General features: G+C 63.4%; 21 protein-coding genes. 10 read left to right on the forward strand and 11 right to left on the reverse strand.

What is annotated here, in order from left to right:
- The first annotated feature begins 23 nt into the window (after positions 1–23).
- From ccmI to QMG80_RS16635, 3 genes are read left to right on the forward strand one after another with little or no spacing between them, the layout of a single operon-like run.
- Positions 24–1,133, forward strand: coding sequence for a c-type cytochrome biogenesis protein CcmI (gene ccmI / locus QMG80_RS16625; protein ID WP_085770193.1), 1,110 nt, complete (start codon positions 24–26; stop codon positions 1,131–1,133).
- A complete protein-coding gene (ccmE, locus tag QMG80_RS16630; protein WP_085770194.1) occupies positions 1,130–1,567 on the forward strand; it encodes a cytochrome c maturation protein CcmE in 438 nt (145 codons plus the stop codon). Before ccmI ends, ccmE begins: the two co-directional genes overlap by 4 nt.
- A gap of 7 nt (positions 1,568–1,574) precedes the next feature.
- On the forward strand, positions 1,575–3,548 hold the full coding sequence (locus QMG80_RS16635) for a heme lyase CcmF/NrfE family subunit (protein WP_085770195.1): 1,974 nt from the start codon (positions 1,575–1,577) through the stop codon (positions 3,546–3,548).
- A 65-nt stretch (positions 3,549–3,613) separates the two neighbouring features.
- Here QMG80_RS16635 and QMG80_RS16640 read toward each other — a convergent pair whose 3' ends face one another.
- The 9 genes from QMG80_RS16640 to QMG80_RS16680 all read right to left on the reverse strand — a co-directional run bounded on the left by QMG80_RS16640 (position 3,614) and on the right by QMG80_RS16680 (position 8,555).
- A complete protein-coding gene (locus tag QMG80_RS16640; RefSeq protein WP_085770196.1) occupies positions 3,614–4,096 on the reverse strand; it encodes a VOC family protein in 483 nt (160 codons plus the stop codon).
- Between the two features lie 19 nt (positions 4,097–4,115).
- The gene (locus QMG80_RS16645) at positions 4,116–4,640 is read right to left on the reverse strand and encodes an SRPBCC family protein (protein WP_085770197.1); all 525 of its coding nucleotides are present in this window, start codon (positions 4,638–4,640) and stop codon (positions 4,116–4,118) included.
- Positions 4,641–4,654: 14 nt separating this feature from the next.
- The gene (locus tag QMG80_RS16650; RefSeq protein WP_085770198.1) at positions 4,655–5,059 is read right to left on the reverse strand and encodes an SRPBCC domain-containing protein; all 405 of its coding nucleotides are present in this window, start codon (positions 5,057–5,059) and stop codon (positions 4,655–4,657) included.
- A gap of 15 nt (positions 5,060–5,074) precedes the next feature.
- The gene (locus tag QMG80_RS16655; protein WP_085770199.1) at positions 5,075–5,440 is read right to left on the reverse strand and encodes a YciI family protein; all 366 of its coding nucleotides are present in this window, start codon (positions 5,438–5,440) and stop codon (positions 5,075–5,077) included.
- Positions 5,441–5,505: 65 nt separating this feature from the next.
- Positions 5,506–5,949, reverse strand: coding sequence for an SRPBCC family protein (locus QMG80_RS16660; protein WP_085770200.1), 444 nt, complete (start codon positions 5,947–5,949; stop codon positions 5,506–5,508).
- 2 nt (positions 5,950–5,951) lie between these two features.
- The gene (locus QMG80_RS16665) at positions 5,952–6,878 is read right to left on the reverse strand and encodes an SRPBCC family protein (protein ID WP_085770201.1); all 927 of its coding nucleotides are present in this window, start codon (positions 6,876–6,878) and stop codon (positions 5,952–5,954) included.
- On the reverse strand, positions 6,862–7,206 hold the full coding sequence (locus tag QMG80_RS16670) for an ArsR/SmtB family transcription factor (protein ID WP_085770202.1): 345 nt from the start codon (positions 7,204–7,206) through the stop codon (positions 6,862–6,864). The genes QMG80_RS16665 and QMG80_RS16670 overlap by 17 nt, the downstream gene beginning before the upstream one ends.
- 97 nt (positions 7,207–7,303) lie before the next feature.
- Positions 7,304–8,023, reverse strand: a complete 720-nt coding sequence (locus QMG80_RS16675; RefSeq protein WP_085770203.1) for an arginyltransferase — start codon at positions 8,021–8,023, stop codon at positions 7,304–7,306.
- A gap of 46 nt (positions 8,024–8,069) precedes the next feature.
- On the reverse strand, positions 8,070–8,555 hold the full coding sequence (locus QMG80_RS16680; protein ID WP_085770204.1) for an RDD family protein: 486 nt from the start codon (positions 8,553–8,555) through the stop codon (positions 8,070–8,072).
- A 292-nt stretch (positions 8,556–8,847) separates the two neighbouring features.
- Between QMG80_RS16680 and QMG80_RS16685 the strand changes: the two genes are divergently transcribed.
- From QMG80_RS16685 to murD, 3 genes are all read left to right on the forward strand, one after another.
- Positions 8,848–9,090: a DUF2312 domain-containing protein gene (locus QMG80_RS16685; protein ID WP_085770205.1), complete on the forward strand. Its 243-nt coding sequence runs from the start codon at positions 8,848–8,850 to the stop codon at positions 9,088–9,090.
- Positions 9,091–9,227: 137 nt separating this feature from the next.
- Entirely contained in the window at positions 9,228–10,583 is a 1,356-nt protein-coding gene (locus QMG80_RS16690) for a MurL-like N-terminal domain-containing (protein ID WP_085770206.1), read from the forward strand.
- Positions 10,561–11,892 carry a UDP-N-acetylmuramoyl-L-alanine--D-glutamate ligase gene (murD, locus tag QMG80_RS16695; protein ID WP_085770207.1) on the forward strand — a complete coding sequence of 444 codons (1,332 nt, stop codon included), beginning with the start codon at positions 10,561–10,563 and terminating at the stop codon, positions 11,890–11,892. Before QMG80_RS16690 ends, murD begins: the two co-directional genes overlap by 23 nt.
- 12 nt (positions 11,893–11,904) lie before the next feature.
- Here the strand turns inward: murD and QMG80_RS16700 are convergent, their stop codons facing one another.
- Positions 11,905–12,558: a glutathione S-transferase family protein gene (locus tag QMG80_RS16700; protein WP_085770208.1), complete on the reverse strand. Its 654-nt coding sequence runs from the start codon at positions 12,556–12,558 to the stop codon at positions 11,905–11,907.
- Positions 12,559–12,657: 99 nt separating this feature from the next.
- Here QMG80_RS16700 and QMG80_RS16705 point away from each other — a divergent pair, with 99 nt between their 5' ends.
- Both QMG80_RS16705 and QMG80_RS16710 read left to right on the forward strand, forming a co-directional pair.
- Positions 12,658–13,875 carry a polyhydroxyalkanoate depolymerase gene (locus QMG80_RS16705; protein WP_199769061.1) on the forward strand — a complete coding sequence of 406 codons (1,218 nt, stop codon included), beginning with the start codon at positions 12,658–12,660 and terminating at the stop codon, positions 13,873–13,875.
- 245 nt (positions 13,876–14,120) lie between these two features.
- Entirely contained in the window at positions 14,121–15,809 is a 1,689-nt protein-coding gene (locus tag QMG80_RS16710) for an outer membrane protein (protein WP_085770210.1), read from the forward strand.
- 130 nt (positions 15,810–15,939) lie between these two features.
- On the opposite strand, the gene tlpA is transcribed toward QMG80_RS16710, so the two are convergent.
- On the reverse strand, positions 15,940–16,602 hold the full coding sequence (gene tlpA / locus QMG80_RS16715; protein ID WP_085770211.1) for a thiol:disulfide interchange protein TlpA: 663 nt from the start codon (positions 16,600–16,602) through the stop codon (positions 15,940–15,942).
- A gap of 39 nt (positions 16,603–16,641) precedes the next feature.
- Here tlpA and argH point away from each other — a divergent pair, with 39 nt between their 5' ends.
- Both argH and QMG80_RS16725 read left to right on the forward strand, forming a co-directional pair.
- A complete protein-coding gene (argH, locus tag QMG80_RS16720) occupies positions 16,642–18,021 on the forward strand; it encodes an argininosuccinate lyase (protein WP_085770212.1) in 1,380 nt (459 codons plus the stop codon).
- A 130-nt stretch (positions 18,022–18,151) separates the two neighbouring features.
- Positions 18,152–19,909: a putative bifunctional diguanylate cyclase/phosphodiesterase gene (locus QMG80_RS16725; RefSeq protein WP_085770213.1), complete on the forward strand. Its 1,758-nt coding sequence runs from the start codon at positions 18,152–18,154 to the stop codon at positions 19,907–19,909.

A 19,909-nucleotide genomic window follows, 5' to 3' on the forward strand; every position in this document is an offset into this window, starting at 1 on the left:
CCCAAGGCACTAAGAAGCCACGCATGATATGGGTTGTCTTCGCGTTTCTTGCCGGCGTCGCCTGTCTTGCGCTCCTGACGCCGCTCGCCTTCGAGAGCGCGGAACCCGATCCCGGCGAAAGCGATCGGGTGTTTTATGCTCGGCAAATCGCCGAGATCGAGCGCGAACGCGCCGAGGGCCGGCTTCGCGCCGACGACGCCGAGGCGGCTCGGCTCGAGGCGGCTCGCCGCCTATTGCGTAGCGACGAAGGTTCAGGAGCGCCGGCGCCGGGCGGCTCAAAGCGGCTTCGGCCCGCGGCGGCGATCGGCCTCGCCACGCTCATCCCGCTCCTCGCCCTCGCGCTTTATCTGAAGGTCGGCGCGGTCGGGCTTCCCGATGCCCCGCTCGAGGCGCGTCGGGAGCTGGCCGCGGCGGCCTCGCCCGACCTCGCCAAGGCGGTCGCGCGCATCGAGGCGCATCTCGCGGAGCACCCGAACGACGGACGCGGCTTCGAGGTCGTCGCGCCCTATTATCTGCGCGCCGGTCGCTATGACGAAGCGATCCACGCCCGCGAAGAGGCGCTGCGCCTGCTCGTCGAGACGCCCGAACGCCATGACGACCTCGGAGAGGCCCTTGTCGTCGCCGCGCAAGGCCGGGTCACCGACGAGGCGCAAAGTCACTTTGAGGCGGCCGCGCGCATCGCGCCAGGCGACCCCATGTCCGGCTATTATCTGGGTCTCGCCGCCGCACAACAGGGACACGCCGATAAGGCGAGAGAAATCTGGGAGCGTCTCATCGCCTCGGCGACCCCCGACGCGCCCTATCGCGAGATCATCAGCGGTCAGTTGCAGGCGCTCAGCCGCGAGGCGCCCGCGGGCGCCGCTGCCGAGGCCGTGGCGGCGCTGCCAGACAATGAGCGCATGGCGACCATTCGCGGCATGGTCGATCGATTGGCGGGACGTCTCGCCCAACAGGGCGACGACGTCGAAGGCTGGCTCAAGCTTCTGCGCGCTTACACGGTGCTAGGCGAGCATGAGAAAGCGACGGCCACTCTCGCCGACGCGCGCATCGCGCTCGCCGCGAAGCCCGCCGAGGCGGCCCGCGTCGATGGCCTGGCGCGCGAACTCGGCGTATCGGAGAAGACTGCGCGATGACCCGCAAGAGCAAAAGACTCGTCTTAATCGTCAGCGCGCTCGCGGCGCTGGGCCTCGCGCTCGCGCTGGCGCTCTTCGCCCTGCGCGAGAACATCGTGTTTTTCCGCACGCCGACCGAGCTCGTCGAAAAGAAGCTGCCGGCCGGGACACGGCTGCGCATCGGCGGGCTCGTCAAGCCCGGCTCCTTCGTCAAGGGCGCGGGGGGCGAGGCGCGCTTCACGGTCACCGATAACGCCCATGACGTGTCGGTCTCCTATGTCGGCCTGCTGCCGGATCTTTTTCGTGAAGGACAAGGCGTCGTCGCCGAAGGCGTCGTCACGCCGGAGGGCTTTCGAGCAGACAATGTGCTCGCCAAGCACGACGAGCGCTACATGCCCCGCGAGGTGGCCGACGCCTTGAAAAAGCAGGGCGTGTGGCAGGGAGAAAAAAAGTGAGCGCAGAATGATCGTCGAGACGGGTCACTTCGCGCTCATCCTCGCCCTCGCGATCGCTCTGGCGCAAGCGATTGTCCCTTTTGTCGGCGCAAGGCGCGGCGAGTCGGCGCTGATGCGCGTCGCGCGTCCGGCGGCGATCGTGCAATTCCTGCTGATCGCGCTTTCCTACGGCGCGCTCACCTATGCGCATGTCGTCTCGGACTTCTCGCTCGCCAATGTGATCGAGAACTCGCATTCGGCGAAGCCGCTGATCTATAAGATTTCCGGCGTCTGGGGCAATCACGAGGGCTCCATGCTGCTGTGGGTCCTTGTGCTGTCGCTCTGCGGCGCGCTGATCGCGCTGTTCACGCCCGCAATGCCCCTAAGGCTGCGCGCCGACACGCTGGCCGTTCAGGGTCTCCTCGGCGCGGCCTTTCTGCTGTTTATCCTATTGACCTCTAACCCTTTTGAGCGCGTTTTACCGGCGCCCTGGGAGGGACGCGACCTCAATCCGATCCTGCAGGACCCCGGCCTCGCGATCCATCCGCCGCTGCTTTATCTCGGCTATGTCGGCTTCTCGATCGTCTTCTCCTTCGCCGCCGCAGCCATGATCGGCGGTCGAATTGACGCGGCCTGGGCGCGCTTCGCGAGACCCTGGACGCTCTTCGCCTGGATCAGCCTGACGCTCGGCATCGCGATGGGCTCCTACTGGGCCTATTACACGCTGGGCTGGGGCGGCTTCTGGTTCTGGGACCCGGTCGAGAACGCCTCGCTCATGCCCTGGCTAGCCGGGACCGCGCTGCTCCATAGCGCCGCCGTCATGGAAAAGCGCGAGGGGCTGAAGATCTGGACGATGTTCCTGGCGATCCTGGCCTTCTCGCTCTCGCTGCTCGGCACCTTCCTCGTGCGCTCCGGCGTGCTGACCTCGGTGCACGCCTTCGCCAGCGACCCCGAGCGCGGCGTGTTCATTCTTGCGATCCTCGTGCTTTTCATCGGCGGCGCCTTCGCGCTCTTCGCGTTACGCGCCGGCGCCCTGCCGCAAGGCGGGCTGTTTTCGCCGATCTCGCGCGAAGGCGCGCTGGTGCTGAACAATCTGCTGCTGACCGTCTGCTGCGCGACGGTCGTCGTCGGCACGCTCTATCCCCTGGCTCTCGAAGCGCTTGCCGGCGACAAGATTTCGGTCGGCGCCCCGTTCTTCAACACGGTGCTGATCCCCATCGCGCTACCGCTCGCGCTGCTCATGCCCATCGGCCAGATGCTCTCCTGGAAGCGCGGCGATCTGCCGGGCGCCTTGCAGCGGCTGCGGCTGGCCTTTTTCCTCGGCGTGCTCGCCTTCGGATTTTTCGGGGCCTCCCATGGCGCGCCCTATCTCTCGGCCATCGCGGCGGCGATCGCGATCTATGTCATCGTCGGGGCGCTGATCGAGCTCACGCAGCGCGCATTCGCAAATGCAAGGACCCCTCGCGCCGCTCTCTCGCGCTTCCTCGGCCTGCCGCTCTCGGCTTTCGGAACCGCCTTTGCGCATGCCGGGCTCGGGCTGACTTTGCTTGGCCTCGCTGCGACGGGTTGGGGCGTGGAGAACATCACGACGATGCGGCGCGGCGATTCCGTGGCGCTCGGCCCTTACAAAGTCGGCCTGGAGGCGCTCGCGGAGCGGCGCGGACCGAATTATTTCGAGAGCTTCGCGGTCATGCAGATCGAGCGCAACGGCCAGCCCGTTGCGCGGATCGAGCCCGGCAAGCGCTCCTATCCCACGCGCAAGATGACACGCGCCGAAGCCGGCATCGCGACCCTCGGCTTTGGCCAAGTTTACGCGGCGCTGGGGGAATTTCATGAGGACAGCGGCGTCGACGTCAGGCTCTACTACAAGCCGCTCGTCACGCTGATCTGGATCGGCGCCCTCGTCATGGCCTTGGGCGGAGGTCTTTCCCTGGCGGACCGAAGGCTGCGCGTCGGCGCCCCGCGTCGGGCGCCGGCAAGCGTGCCGCAACCGGCCGAGTGAAAAGCCCTAAAGCGCGACGCGAAAAAGTGGAAACCGGCATTTCGCGCTCAGCGTGATCTAACCGTTCAAGCGCCGCGATAGGCCGCCTCGAGCGCGGCTACGTCAAGCCTGCTCATTTGCAACATCGCTTCCATAGCGCGCCGGGCGCCGGCCTTGTCCGGGCCACAGATCAGCTTGGGAAACGCCGCCGGAACGATCTGCCATGACAAGCCATAGCGATCCTTGAGCCAACCGCAGCGGCTGTAGCTCCCGCCTTCGCCGAGCCGTTCCCAGAGGCGATCCGCCTCTTCCTGGTCGGCGCAATCGACGGACAGGGAGATCGCCTCGGTGAACTTGAAGACTGGCCCGCCGTTCAGGGCGAGATATTGCACGCCGCCGAGCTCGAAGCTCACCATCAGCACGGAGCCGGGCTTTCCCGGCCCCGCTTCGCCATAGTGCGCAATTTCGAGAATGCGTGAGTTGGGAATGAGAGACACATAGAAATTGACGGCTTCCTCAGCCTCGGTATCGAAACAGAGACAGGGGCGGACTTTTTGCGTCGGGGTCATTGGCGTGTTTCCTTTTTGATCAGGCTTCGGCCCTGGCCTTCAAATCGGCGAGACCTCTCTCGAACGCGCCCCCGACCATTTTCTCAGTGTTGACGAAAACACTGAACAGCTTTCCCATGAAGGACTGCTTGCCGCTCATCGCCCAGGTGACGTCCGATCCGTTCTCGCTCGACGCGATCGAGAACTCCACGCGGTTTTGGCACTTCATGGGGCGATCCATGCGCAGCGCCAAGACCACTTTGGACGGACACTCCGACAAGACAATCTCCGCGCGACCCGCGCCAACTCGGCTGTCGCCCTCGAAATCATTGGCGGCTCCGACGCCGTTCGGAGGACCGCTATACGCGAGCTTGATCTTCGGATCGGCCTTCACGAAAGGGTTCCATTCATTCATGGCCCGCAAATCGTCGATCAGCGGAAAGATTCTCTCTGGCGGCGCCGACACGTGAATCGAACGCGAGAATTGGCATGCGTTCGGTTTCACCGATGCGTAGAGCAAGAGCGCGCCGAGTACGCCGGCGAGAAGAGCGAAAAAAATGAGCATCAGAACTCTCCTTTTTATGATCTTTCGGCATCGCGAGCGAAGTTGTCGAGGATTGCCTGCCAGCCGTCGCGCTGTTGCTCGATCGGATGCGCCGTCTCCGCGTCGAAGGTCACGCGCATGTTTACGCGCTCCGGCGTCTCGGTGAATTCAACCTCAGCCTTTCGATCGCCGAAGGCGTATTCGATGAGCCTTGGCGCGACGATCTTGGTGTAGGTCCCGGCAAAGTCGAAACCCATGCTGCCGTCCTTGGCTTCCATGCGCGAGGAGAAACGGCCCCCCTCGCGCAAGTCGACCGTTGCAGCGGTCGTATGCCAATCGTCGGACGCCGCGTTCCATTGCGTGATGGCTTCCGGGCTGCTGTAGGCGCGCCAAACGTCGTCAATTGAAGCCGCGACCGTGCTTTCAACCGTGATCCACATGGCGCGCCCTTTCCGTTACTCGCCCGGTATCGGCAGCACGGGCATCACCTCGACGGATTCGCCGGGGAAGAAGGCGAAGTGCGGATGATTTTCGAAGAGCTTTGCAGCGGCCTCGTGCGACTCAGCGCTGACGACAGTGAATCCGCTCAACGCGTTGCTGATGTCTTCAATCCCGCTCTCGGAGATTTTCTTCGTCTTTCCTAGCGGCCCGCCCATCGTGACAATGGCCTGCTGATGTTTCTCGACCCAGGCGCGCCACGCCGCGATGCCCTCCTGCGCCTTTTTTTGCCGTTCCGATTCAGAGAGAGCGTTCCAAGCCGCCATTTTCGGGCTGGTCTTGCTGCCGAGGAAAATGGCGAGGAACGTGTTCTGCGTGGTCATGATCTATCCTTTCGTTGCGCTATGCGCTTTGCGGGGAACTGCGGGAGGCCGTGCGGGAGGGCGCTTTATTGATTGATTTCCGGCTCGACGAGCCTCGCCAGATTTTGCAGCGATTCCTGCCAGCCGAGATAGCAGGCTTCCGGCGGTATGGCGTCTGGAATGCCTTCCTGCACAATATTGAGCTCGACGCCGACGGACACTTTCCGCAGCGTCACCGTCACCTGAATTAGACCCGGCAGATTAGGATCGTCGAACTTATCCGTGTACCGAATGCGCTCGTTGGGCACGAGCTCGATATACTCGCCACTGAACGAGTGGCCGGCGCCAGTGGTAAAATTCCGAAATGACATCCTGAAGGCGCCGCCGACCTCCGGGCTCAGATGATGTACAGTGTTTGTGAAGCCGTTCGGAGGCAACCATTTGGCCAAGGCGTCCGCCTCTAGGAACGCGCGATAAGCCTTTTCAGGGCTTGTCGCCAGGACGCGATGCAGGCGAACCGTATTCGGCATCTTTATCTCTCCCCAGCTTGACGCGAATCCGGAAGATGCGAGACCGCCTCGCTTGTTATCCGCGCCAGATTTTCAAATGCGCCCGTCCAGCCCTGCCGGTGCGAGCAAGCCGATTCCTCTGTCGCGAGACCCGCGTGGATGAAGATCATCTGCGTCGCGGCGCCATTTTCATTGAGGATGACGGTGATCTTCGTATTCGCCACCGGCTCGAGGCGATTCCTCTCCCATCGATGTGTGAAGACGAGCCGCGATGGCGTTTCGATAACGAGATATTCGCCGCAATGAATGAACTCCTCGCCATCTGGCGAGCGCATGCCCGAGCGCCAGACGCCGCCGACGCGCAAATCATTTTCGGCAAACAGAACAGTGAAGCCTGAAGGGCACAGCCAGCGATGCAGATGATCGGCTTCCGTCCAGGCCTTCCAAACGAGGATTCGCGGCGCCTGGAAAGTTCGATGCATGATGAGCGTGTGGCCTTGGCTCTCTTCGCCGATCGCGCGCGCCAATCCTTCGAGCGCGCTCTGCCAGCCGGCCCGCACGCTCGCATCCATTGCGGTCCAATCCGGCAAGAGATGATGTGTGAGCGTGAGAAGGCTTCCCGCGCCGTCGGCTTCGATTTGCACCGTCACCAAGCTGAACGGGCCGTCCTTGCTGTTTCCGAATGTGAAGACGATTCGATGCGGGCGGACGAGCTCGAGATATTTGCCGAAATGCGTCGCCAGGAATTGGTCGCGCCGCTCGTGAATTGCGAAACCGCCGCCGACGCACGCATCAATCTCGACATGCGCGGAGACTCCGCCCGGCGTAGAGAACAGCCATCTCCCGACAGCCTTGGGGTCGAGCCAAGCGTCGAAGACGAGCGCAGGCGGCGCCGCAAAGCGACGAGAGACGACGAGCGGCGCGTGCGCGAGATTAGTTGCGAGTCCCATCGGGATCCCCTGCTTGCAATTCCTTGAGATAAGCGTCGAGACGATCGAAGCTTTGGTCCCAAAAGCGACGGTAGGTCTCGAGCCAGCCGGCGAGATCGCGCAGCGGCGCCGCCTCGAGCCGGCAGGGCCGAGATTGCGCCAGCCGCCCGCGGCTGATGAGCTTGGCCTCCTCCAGAACCTTGAGATGCTTGGAGATCGCCGGTTGGCTGATCGAAAAGGGAGCCGCGAGCTCATTGACTGTCGCCTCGCCCTGCGCAAGCCGCGCGAGAATCGCGCGCCGGGTCGGATCCGCCAAGGCGGAGAAAGTGGCGCTGAGCTCGTCCCGCATGATTAGCCTGTCATTTATATAACTGAGCAGCTATATAAAGCGCGAGCCTCCGCCCTGTCAAGCTCCAAGACGCGACGAGCGAGAGCGCGGACGCGCCTCACCCCACGCGTCGCCAGCCCTCAGGGCCGAGCCTCTCCTGCGGCAGGAAGCGCGCCTTGTAATCCATCTTGGTCGAGCCCTCGACCCAATAGCCAAGATACAAATGCGCTAGGTTCATCTCCTTGGCGCGCGCGATATGATCGAGGATCATGAAGGCGCCGAGCGAACGCGGCGCCAGCGCCGGCTCGTAAAAGGAATAAACCATCGACAGCCCGTCGCAGAGGCGATCGGTGAGGCAGCAGGCAAGAAGGCGGTCCGAGGCCTTCTCGCGATATTCGGCAAGATTCGTCTCGACGTGGCTGTCCTCGACCATCGTCTGATAATCGGAGAAGCTCATATCGGCCATGCCGCCATCGCCATGGCGCGTTTCCACATAGGCGCGAAACAGCACGAATTGCTCGAGCGTCGCGCGGGGCGCTACGAAACGCAGCGCCAGGTCGCCATTGCGCGCCGAAATGCGGCGAAAGCCGCGCGAAGGGACGAAATCGCGAACCGCGACGCGCACGGACACGCAGCCGCGGCAGGCCTCGCAGGCGGGACGGTAAGCAATGGTTTGCGAACGACGAAAACCCGACTGCGTCAAAAGATCGTTCAAGCCAGCGGCGCGGCGGCCGACGAGATGCGTGAAGACCTTGCGCTCCTCCCGCCCCGGCAGATAGGGGCAAGGGGCCGGCGCGGTCAGATAAAATTGCGGCGCGTCGCGAATCTCCCTCGTCACTTGGGCTCAGTCCTCAAGCTCAGGCGCAGCACAGCTATACAGCTATTTAGAGCGGCGGCCGCGCGCGTCGAAGCACGATCAGATCGGCGAGAATATCATGGAGGCAGCGTTTGTCGCTCGTGATAAACGACACGAGGAGGAGCGGCGGGAGCAGCGTCGTGAGGTAAAAAAGGACCGCGTGCACCGCAGCATTGAGGAAGGGCGCCGGCCCGCCGGCCATTGTCCTGACCTCGAGGTCCATCAGCCGCATGCCCGGCGTCGCCATGGCGGGTCCGGAGATCGTCAGGCCGTTGTAGAAAAAAGCGACCAGCGGAAAGAGCGGCGGCAGGACGAAGAGCGACATGCCGAAGCTCAGGAACAGCAGGCCGACGAAGACGATCCCCGAGAGGCACGACACGGCGACGAAGTCGAAGGCGACCGCCATGATACGGCGCATGCGGACGCCGTCCAACGCCGCGCGCGGTATAGACGGCGGCGGCGGGAATGGGCGCGGCGCGGGCTCGAAACGGTCGCTTTCGTGAAACTCTGCCATGCTTCCCTTCGCTTTCGCCGCGAAATGTCGTCCGTCGCGGGGGACAATTCAAGGGGGCGTCGCAGCAGCCCGCTGACCGGTCCGGGAGGTTGGAGGGCCCCCTGCGGCGAAGCCGGCTTCCGCCCTTTCTCGCCCGCGCCGGAGATCGTGGATAAAGCTCGAGGCGAGTGGATAAACCGCGGCCTCCCGCGCTGGACGGCTTGACGACGAGCGTTCGCCCGTTGCAAGCCGGGGTCCCAGCGAGAGGCAGCCTCCTGTGGCCCCCGCTTTCCCCTCAAAGAGACATGCGCTCATGGACAGCAACGCGGTAGACGGCGGCCATCTGAAAGCCTTCATCGAGCGGATCGAGAAGCTCGAGGAAGAGAAGCGCGCCCTCGCGGACGACGTGAAAGACGTCTATGGCGAAGCGAAAAGCATGGGCTTCGATCCCAAGATCATGCGCAAGATCATCTCCCTGCGCCGCCAGGACAAAGGCAAGCGCGAGGAAGAGGAAGAGATTCTCGGGCTTTACCTTTCGGCGCTGGGGATGGAGTGAGCGTCGGCGAGCCGAGACCCGGCGCGTCGCGCGGAAAACTCCTGACCCTGCGAAGACAGTGACTTCGCCGCATTGGTCATGGTAAGCCACGCGCAAAGTCAGAGCTATTGCGCGCGCCGCGCGCTCGGGAAGCTTGGATGAAAGACGAGCACGGCGACTTTAAAATTCTCGGCTGGACGCCCCACGAGGCGGAAGGCCGCGTCGAGCTGCATTACGGATATGAATCCGGCCTGCGCTTTTGCGAGAGGGTTGATTTTCATGCGCCGCTGCCGCGCGCGGGCGGATTGCGCCAGAGTTTCGACGCCGCCGTCTCCGCCCTCTGCGCGCTCGCCGGCGTCAGCTATTACAAGGCCTTCGTCCCGGAGCGGATCGTCGTCGAGGCGCCGCCGCTCGACGCTTCGCAACGGGCGTTCCTGCGCGATCTCTATTTGAACGGGCTCGGCGAGTTCGCCGTGCGCAACAATCTGGATCTCTCCGACCGCGCGCGGTTCGTTTGCAGCGAGCCGGCGGCGGAGTCTGTATCTGCTGGGCCCCTCCACGAGCCCCTGCCCCGCCGCGCAGCCGTGCTGATCGGCGGCGGCAAGGATTCGCTCGTTAGCCTCGAGGCGCTGCGCGCCGGCGGGGAGCCGATGGTCCTCTTCGCCGTCAATCCCAAAAAGCCGATCCTCGACTGCGCGGCGGCGAGCGGCCTGCCCTTCCTCAAGGTGACGCGCACGCTCGACCCCGCACTCTTCGCGCTCAACGAAGCCGGAGCCTACAACGGTCATGTGCCGATCACGGCGATCGTCAGCTTCATCGCCATCGCGGCGGCCTTCGTGCACGGCTTCGACGCGGTCGTGCTTTCCAACGAGCGCTCCGCGAATGAAGCGACGCTGGAGAAAGACGGGGTCGCCGTCAATCACCAGTTCAGCAAAACATCGGCGGCAGAGGCCGAGATCGCGCATTACGTCCGCGAGCATGTTTCGCCGACGCTCGAGTATTTTTCGCTGCTGCGTCCGCTCTCCGAGCTGCATATCGCGCAGCTCTTCGGAAAGGCTGACCGCTACGACGCCGCCTTCACGAGCTGCAACCGCGCTTTTCGCCTGCGCGCGGAAGCGCCGAGCGAACGCTGGTGCAGCGACTGCCCCAAATGCCGCTTCACTTTTCTTATGCTCGCGACAACGCTTCCCTATGAGCGGATGATCGCGATCTTCGGCAAAAATCTCCTAAACGAGGAGAGGCAGCTCTCCGGTTACGAGGAGCTCACCGGCCTCTCCGGCCACAAGCCCTGGGAATGCGTCGGCGAGATCGGCGAGAGCTGCGCCGCCGTCTTGAAGCTTGCAGCGCGCGCCGAATGGAAGGACAGCGTCATTCTGCGCTCGCTGGCTCCGCGGCTCGAGCCTTTCTCAGCGCGACTTGAAGACGAATGGCGCCGTCAGCTCACGCCCGCTCGCGATCACAGCCTGCCGCTTCGCTACGAGAGACTTCTCAATGCCTATCTCGGCCCAAGCTAAATCCATCGCGATCTGGGGCGCGGGGCGGGAAGGCGCCGCGGCGCTCGCTTATATCAAGACGCATCGTCCGGACGCCGCGATTACCGTGCTGAACGACTCCCCGCTCTCGGCCGCTGCGCTCGCGGCGCTCGAAGGCGCAAGCGTGCTCATCGGCGCCGAGGCGGCGTCAGCCCTCAGCGCCGGGATGTTCGACGTGGTGATCAAGAGCCCCGGCGTCAGCCCCTATCGCCCCGAGGTCGAGACGGCGAAGCAGCGAGGCGTCGATTTCACCTCGGTCACCAATCTCTGGTTCGAGGAAAATCCAAAGGCCAAGACGATTGCGGTGACCGGCACCAAGGGCAAGACGACGACGTCCGGCCTGATCCATCACATGCTGCGCGCCGCAGGACTCGACGCGAGCCTCATCGGCAATGGCGGCGTGCCGGCCTTGGCGCAAAAGACGGCGCATGACGTCACGGTGCTGGAACTCTCCTCCTATCAGACCGCCGACCTCAAGCACGCGCCGACGATCGCCGTCATCACGAGCCTCTATCCGGAGCACGCGCCCTGGCACGGCGGCGTCGAACGCTATTACGCCGACAAGCTCCGCCTGGCTCAGCTTGACGAGAAAACCTTGCTCGTCGCCAATGGCGCTGATGCGCGACTGCGCACAGCCTTCGCGTCACGCCCCAACACGCTCTGGTATAATGCCGGCGACGGTTTTCGCGTCGAGGATGGCAAGCTGCTCAAGGAGGCCGCGCCCTTCGCGCATGAGCATTTCCCGCTCAGAGGCGCGCATAATCTTTCCAATCTCGCCGCCGCGCTCACCCTCGTCGAACATCTCGGCCTCGATGCTGCGGCTTGCGAGACAACGCTCGCCGACTTCGCGATCCCGCCGCATCGCCTCAGCGAATTCGACGTCGATGGCGTGCTCTGCGTCGACGACAGCATATCGACGATCCCCGAAGCGACGCTCGCCGCGCTGAAGACCTTCGCGGACCATCCCTTCTGCCTCATTCTCGGCGGCGAGGACCGTGGACAGAACTATGCCGAGCTCTACGCCTATCTGAAGATGCGGCCGCCGCGCTTTGTCGCGCTGATGCCCGCGAATGGAAAACGCATCCTCGACGAGCTTTCGCCGCTCGCGCCTTCGTTTGAATTCCAGCTCATGGAAAATCTGCGCCAGGCTGTGGACGCTTGCTTTCAGCGGCTGCAGAAAGGCGATTTGCTGCTGCTCTCGCCGGCTGCGCCGAGCTATGGGCAATTCGCCAATTTCGAAGAGCGCGGCCGCGTATTTGAGGAGCTGTGCCGGGCCAAGGCCGGCAAGTGAAGAAAGGCTCGATCAAAACTCGGCTTCCAGCTCCTCGAAACTCTCCGTCTCCTGCAGCGCCTGCTCGATCCATTCCTGCATCGCGGGCCACGCGTAGATACTCTCGCTATAGGCCTCGCATTGCGCGTCGAGCGGCACATGATAAGTGCGAAAGCGCGTCGCGACCGGCGCATACATCGCGTCCGCCATTCCAAACTTCCCGAAAAGATACGGGCCGCCGCTCGTCTCGAGGCATTCGCGCCAGATCTCTTGGACGCGGGCGATGTCGCCCAGCGCCTTCGACCAGATCTTGAACTTCGGAAAATCCCCCTTGAGATTCATCGGCAGGGCCGATCGCAGCGACGTGAAGCCGGAATGGATCTCGCCGCAAATCGAACGGCAGCGCGCGCGCGCCAATCGGTCGCTCGGCAAGAGCCCCGCCTGCGGCGCAATTTCGTTGAGAAATTCTCCGATGGCGAGCGTGTCCCAAATCTTGAAGTCGTCGTATCTCAAGCACGGCACGCGTATCGAGGGCGACAACAACAAGAGCTCCGCACGCACGGAAGGATCTTCGGGATCGACGGCGACTTCGTCGAAATCAATGCCGGCGAGCTTCGCCAAGAGCCAACCGCGCAGGGACCAGGATGAATAATTCTTGCTGCTAATCGTTAACGTTGGCCGCGACATCGGTTTTCCTCCGCTTTCTGCTAGCAAAGGCGGCGCCATTCGTCTATGGCACGGGCCTTGCCTCTCAACCCTCGTTCAAACCCTGGGCTGCTCCACAGCATGATGTATGACGCCTATCAGGCTTACGCCGACCTCAGTCACCCGGTCCGCGCGTTGGCGTCAAACTCCAACTGCATCCTTTCGCTTTGGAGCACGATGCAATTCGCCTCGCCGCTGCGGCGCATGGCGGCCTATTACGAGATCGTCGCCCTCGCGGGCTTCACGCATTCGCGGCCGGACTACCGTATTCGCGAGGTCGTGACCGACTCCGGCGCAAGCGCAAAAGTGATCGAAAAGGAAATTTTCGCGACGCCTTTCTGCGGGTTGAGACGCTTTGCCCGCGAGGACGGTGAGAATGATCCGCGCGTCTTGCTCGTTGCGCCGATGTCGGGTCATTTCGCGACGCTCCTGCGCGGCACGATCCGCACGCTTCTCCGGCATCATCAGGTCTATGTCACGGACTGGCGCAACGCGCGGGACATTCCGTTGGAGCATGGGACTTTCGGCTTCGACGACTTCGTTCAACATCTCATCGACTTCATCAAAGTCATTGGGCCGCAAACGCATGTGGTCGCCGTGTGTCAGCCCGCCGTCCCCGCGCTCGCGGCGACCGCGATCATGTCTCAAGACGACGATCCACAGCTGCCCGCAAGCCTGACGCTGATGGCGGGGCCGATCGACACGCGAATCTCGCCGACCAAGGTCAATGAGCTGGCGACGTCCAAGCCGATCGAGTGGTTCAAGGAAAAAATGATCGGCGTGACGCCGAGGACCTTGCGCGGTGCCGGAAGACGAGTCTACCCGGGTTTTCTGCAACTTGCCGCTTTTATGAGCATGAACGCCGAGCGGCATTCGAAAGCCTTCGTCGATCTCTTCAAGAGTCGAGTGGAAGGCGATTTTCAAAAAGCCAACCAAATTAGAGAGTTTTACGAAGAGTACTTCGCCATTATGGATCTCGATGCGAAATTCTATCTTGAAACCGTCGAGCTCGTGTTCCAAAAATACGCTTTGCCGCGGGGCGAGTTGTCATTTCGCGGGCGGCTGATCGAGCCGAGAGCCATCAAGAAGACCGCTCTGCTTACCGTCGAGGGCGAGCGAGACGACATTTGCGCCGTCGGCCAAACCCTGGCAGCCCATGATTTGTGCACCGGCCTGCGACCCTACATGAAGTCCCACGTCTTGCAGCCGGACGTGGGCCATTACGGCGTTTTCAACGGGCGGAGATGGGAAACGAAGATCTATCCGGTGGTCCACGACCACATTTACGCGAGCCTTTAATTCGCCTTCCGGCCGAGCGCTTTGCGGATGAGTTCAAGGCGTCCATAGCATGTATTGTGCGACCGCAGTTCTAATTTGTGGCAGATTTGTCACAGACTCGGAAAATCGACACGTCGACCTTAACTTTTGACTTTCAGCAATGACGCCCAGGTCGGCGCCTGCGATCGTCGACTCTTCGCGAGTGTCCTCGCGCCTCTCACTGTTCCCGCGCGGCGTTTGAGCTTGGAAAGCTAAAGGATTCGATAATGAAAACGAAGGTGTCCTTGGTCGCGCTCGCGACTGCCCTCTCGATCGGATCGGCCTTCGCGGCCGACCTCCCCAGCACAAAGGGACCGGCGTTTGTCCCGCCGCCCCCGCCCCTCCTGTGGACCGGCTTTTATGTCGGCGTCAACGGCGGCTATGGCGGCGGCGGCAATGACTTTACCTCATCAGACTTCAGCCCCAGCGGCGGGGTCGGTGTCGGGACATCAAACGGGACGGCTCGGACCGGCGGCGCTTTGGTCGGTGGCCAGATCGGATACAATTATGAGCTGTCCAACCAATTGGTGCTGGGCGGCGAAGTCGATATCGACTGGGCTGATCGGGCTTCCAGTAGCAACAGCAACTCCAACACCGCAATTTCCGGGGGAGAATTTCCCTCCCAATTGAATATTGGAGGCGACTTTCACAACGTGGGCCTGGATTGGCTGGGAACAGCTCGCCTGCGCGTCGGTTACGATCTGGGGTGCTTCCTGCCCTATATCACGGGCGGCGTCGCCTTCGGCGGGTTGAGCAGCAATAATAGCACCTGGGCTACGTCTGCCTCCACCGACGGCGGCAGCATCTCCACGGGAAGCGCTTCCGGTTCAACCACCTCGGTAGGCTGGGCCGCCGGCGCCGGCCTCGAATTTCTGATCAGCAATACTTGGTCCGTAAAGGCCGAATACCTGTACACTCAACTTGGCAGCGTGACTCAGACTGGAGCAACCATCAGCGCGCCTGTAGGATTTGCCGGGCCTGGAGGCGTGGCCTTCCAGACGCAGACAAACCGCGACTTCGGCACGCATTCGGTGCGCGTCGGCCTGAACTATCACTTCAACACCGTGGCCACCGCGCCGGTCCTCGCGGCCGCTCCGATCCTGGCGGCCGATCTCCCCAGCACAAAAGGGCCAGTGCTTGTCCCACCGCCTCCGGCCCTCCTATGGACGGGGTTTTACGTCGGCGTTAACGGCGGCTACGGCGGCGGCAACAATGACGTCACAGTCACCGCGTTGGGCGTCTCCGGTCCTCAGGTCTTCAGCGGAACACAGATTGGCGTGGATCGGACCGGCGGCGCTTTGGTCGGCGGGCAGATCGGATACAATTACGAATTGTCCAGTCGGTTGGTGCTGGGGGGCGAAGTCGATATCGACTGGGCTGATCCAGCGACCAACACGAACAGCAACTCCAACAACGCAAGCTCAGGGGCAGGGTTTTCCAGCGTAGGTATTGGAGGCGACGTTAATAACGTGGGTCTGGATTGGCTGGGAACAGCGCGCCTGCGCCTCGGTTATGATCTGGGCCGCCTCCTGCCCTATATCACCGGCGGCGTCGCCTTCGGCGGGTTGAGCAGCAATAGCAGGAGCTGGGCCGCGAGCGCCTCCGGCTTGAGTGGCGCTGTGGCTGCTGGAAGCGCCTCCGGTTCTACGACTTCGGCGGGCTGGGCCGCCGGCGCTGGCGTCGAATATCTGATCAGCAACAACTGGTCGGTGAAAGCCGAATACCTATACACACAACTTGGCAGCGTGACCCAGACCGGAGCAAGTATCGAGGCCATCGTGGGGCCTTTCGCCGGGCCTCCGTCCCTCCTCTTCTCAACGCAAACAAACCGCGACTTCGGCACTCATTCGGTGCGCGCCGGCCTGAACTATCACTTCAGCACCGCCGCCGCCGCCCCGATCTTCGCCAACTATTGATCTCTCTGCGATAGAAGTTGCCGCCCGCAACGGAAGCGAGCGATGGAAGCCCAGCCCCTGTGGCCGGACTTATCCCGTGCCGTCAGCCATGCTCCCGCCGTCAGAAGAGGAAGCGGATTCATGCGAGCCATTACTCCGCTTTCTGGCCCAGCGCGCTTTTGATCAGCTTCACGGCGTCTTCCGAGTCCCACACGGCGGGACCGGACATGCGACCGATCTCGCAGCCGGCCGGGTCGATCAGGAAGGTCGTGGGCAAGCCGGTGAGTCCGCCCGTCTGGCGCAGCCGGAAGAAGACCTCGGCCTTGGGGTCCGAATAGAACTTCAGCGCGCCCACCCCGAGTTCCGAAAGCAGAGCCTTGGGCTTTTCCAGATGCGAGGTGTCGACATTGATGGCGACGACCTCGAAGGACGGAGAGCCGAGCTGTTGTTGCAGCCGGTTCAACGCGGGCATTTCGGCGCGGCAAGGCACGCACCAGGCGGCCCAGACGTTGAGCAGCAACGTCTTGCCCTTGAAGGCCGCGACATCGAGCGGCGCGCCGTCGGGTCCGTTGAAGCTCAAGGCCGGAAAGGGCTCCGGATCCGCGGCGACATTGAGCGCGGCGACCTCGCCTTTGGCGAGCGGTGCAAGGGCTGCGGCGAGCGGCTTTGCCGCGGCGCAGACTTGCGAACCGGCTTTCTTGCGGCTCTCCCCGCCCTTCACGTATAGAAGCGCCGCGACGCTGACGATCGCCAGGGCGGCGAAGGCGAAGGTAATGCGGTGACGCGTTAGAGCCGAAGGCTCAGGCTCGCTCATCGTTTTCAGCTCCCAGGTGGACGCCGCGGAAAGGGCGATATGACCAGCAAAATCTGGGGTGGACGTTTCAGTGACGCGGCGGACGCCGTTCTGGACGCGATCAACGTCTCGATCGACTTCGACCAGCGCCTGTGGACCCAGGACATAGAGGCGTCCAAGGCCCATGTCGCGATGCTCGCCGCACAAGGCGTCGTCACGCACGCGGACGCTGAGCGCATCACAAACGGCCTCGCGCAGATCGAGGACGAAATCCGCTCCGGCGTCTTTGTTTTTTCCCGCGGGCTCGAAGACATTCACATGAATGTCGAGTCGCGGCTTGCCGAGATCGTTGGCCCCGTCGCCGGCCGCCTCCATACGGCGCGCTCGCGAAACGATCAAGTCGCGACAGATTTTCGCTTATATATCCGCGACTTCGTCGATCAGCTCGACGCGGCGCTGCTCGATTTGCAGCGCGCGCTCGCCGAACGCGCGCTCGCGGAAGCCGCGACCGTGATGCCGGGCTTTACTCACCTCCAATCGGCCCAGCCCGTGACTTTCGGCCATCATCTGCTGGCCTATGTCGAGATGATCGCGCGCGATCGAGGACGCTTCCACGACGCACGCGAGCGGCTGAACGAATCGCCCCTTGGCGCCGCGGCGCTCGCCGGCACCTCTTTTCCGATCGATCGCGAAATGACGGCCAAAGCCTTGCGGTTTGCGCGCCCGACAGCGAATTCGATCGACAGCGTTTCGGATCGCGACTTCGTGCTGGAGACGCTCTCCGCCGCGTCCATCTGCGCCATGCATCTTTCGCGCTTCGCCGAAGAGATCGTGCTCTGGACAACGCCGCAGTTTGGCTTCGTCGGACTCTCCGACAAGTTCACGACGGGCTCCTCGATCATGCCGCAAAAGCGCAATCCTGACGCGGCCGAGCTGGTGCGCGGCAAGACAGGGCGGATCTTTGGGGCGCTGCAAGCGCTCCTCGTCGTGATGAAAGGCCTGCCCCTCGCCTATTCCAAGGATATGCAAGAGGACAAGGAGGGCGCCTTCGACGCGCTCGACTCGCTCGCGCTCTGCGTCGCGGCGGTCGCCGGCATGACGCGCGACATGACAGTCGATCGCAATGCGATGCGCGCGGCGGCCGGCGCGGGCTACGCGACCGCGACCGACCTCGCCGACTGGCTGGTGCGCGCGGCCGGCTTGCCCTTCCGCGAAGCGCACCACGTGACCGGGCGCCTCGTCGCGCTCGCCGCCGCGCGCGGCGTCGGGCTCGAGGCGCTCGCGCTCGAGGATCTCACGGCGGTCGATCCTCGCATCACTCCGGAGGTCTTCGAGGTGCTGGGGGTCGACAAGTCCGTCGAGAGCCGGACGAGCTATGGCGGCGCGGCGCCCAAAAACGTGCGCGAGCAGGCGCAGGCCTGGCTGCAACGGCTTGCATAAGGTCGAGGGGGGAGCTCGGCCGTTGATGGCTTGCGCGCGAAAGACCGGAATTGAGCTACCGAAATAACGGCTCCTTTACGCGCAAGTCCTAGCTTCGAGGCCTCGCCCTCCAGCGGTCCCAGGAAACACGATGCAACTGCGCCACCCGACCCTTCACGGCGCCTCGGTTTGGGGCGACGAGGAATTTCTCCTTCCGCCCCGCGTCGGCGTGGCGAGTCCTGCGCCGCCCCCGCCGACCGTCGTCCCCCATATCGAGACCGTGCTCAATTCCATAGGCGAGCTCGTTTATGTTTGGGATCTCGTCACGGATCGGATTTCCTGGACGGGAGATCTCCCCCGGACGCTCGGGTCGCTCGGCGAGGTCGATCTCTCCTCCGGCATCGCCTTCGGCGATCGCGTCTCGCCGGAAAGCGTCGTCTCCCGATATGAGGCGATCGTAAAATCCGACCACAGGGATGAAGGAGACGGCGTCCCCTATCAGCTCGTCTATGGGCTGCTGCAGCCGCGCGAGCTGGGGATTTCCGGTTCGGTGTGGGTCGAGGACACCGGGCGCTGGTATGGCGGCGCGGACGGTCGTCCCGCGCGTGCACAGGGCGTGCTGCGTGTCGTCACGGAGCGCCACAACGCCGAGCGGCTCCGCGCGCGTCACGCCCATATCGATTCGCTGACCGGCTTGCTCAACCGCTCGCATCTTTCCGAAAAGCTGCAGCGCCTCATCGAAGCGGCTGAACGCAGCCGCAAGCCTTTCGCGCTGCTTCTGGTGGGACTTGAAAATCTGTTCGCGCTCAATCGCAACTATGGTTACGACGCCGGCGACGAGGTCATCGCGGGGCTCGCGCGGCGTCTTTGCGCCAACATGCGCGCTTCCGACCTTCTCGCCCGGCATGCGGGCAATAAGATCGCGATCGTCGCGCCCGAGTGCGACCTCGAACAGATGCAATCCATCGCCATGCGCCTGATCGACTGCGTAGCTGCAGAGCCTTTCGAAACGAAAGCGGGAGCGGTGCCCGCGACGATCCGCGTCGGCGGCGTGATTGGTCCGCGCCACGGCCGCTCGAGCCAAATGCTCTTCCAGCACGCCGAGGAAGCGCTCGACGCCGCCCGAGAGAGCTCCAGCGCGCGCTTTTCCGCTTTCAGCCCGTCCCTCGCCCGCGGGCATCAGCGGATGCAAGCCTTGAGCGTCGCCGAGAGCATCGTCTCCGCGCTCGATGAGAACCGCGTCGAGCTCGCGCTCCAGCCCATCGTGCGCGCCAAGGACGGCGAGGCGGCCTTCTACGAGGCTCTCCTCAGGGTGCGGCTCGGCGACGGCTCTCTCGTGACGCCAGGATCGATCTTGCCGGTCGCCGAAAAGGCGGGGCTGGTTCGGCTGCTCGATCGGCGCGTCTTGGATCTGGCTCTGGAAAAGATGAGCGCCGATCCCCGCTTGCGGCTTTCCGTCAACGCCTCGCTCTCAACCCTGCTCGATCCGGAATGGCCCGACCGTCTCGCCCGCGCCTTGGAGATGCGACAAGGCGTCGCGGAGCGGCTGACGATCGAGATTACCGAGACCAGCATGATCGAGGATATCGAGACGACTGGCCATGTCGTCGCCTCATGCAAGCGGCTCGGGATCAAGATGGCGATGGACGATTTTGGCTCCGGTCACACCTCCTTCCGCAATCTGCGGGCGATGGCCTTCGATCTCGTCAAGATCGACGGCGCCTTCATCCGCAACATCGTCAATTCAGAGGATGACCGCTTCTTCGCGCGCACGCTGACTGCGCTCGCCCATCATTTGAAGCTCGAGATCGTCGCCGAATGGGTCGAGGACGAGGCGACGGCGGCCATGCTGCGCGAGTGGGGCGTCGATTACTTCCAGGGCGCCTTCTTCGGAAGCGCGGAAGGCTGA

Origin of the sequence: Methylocystis bryophila, from assembly GCF_027925445.1 — a bacterium.
Taxonomy (GTDB): Bacteria; Pseudomonadota; Alphaproteobacteria; order Rhizobiales; family Beijerinckiaceae; genus Methylocystis; species Methylocystis bryophila.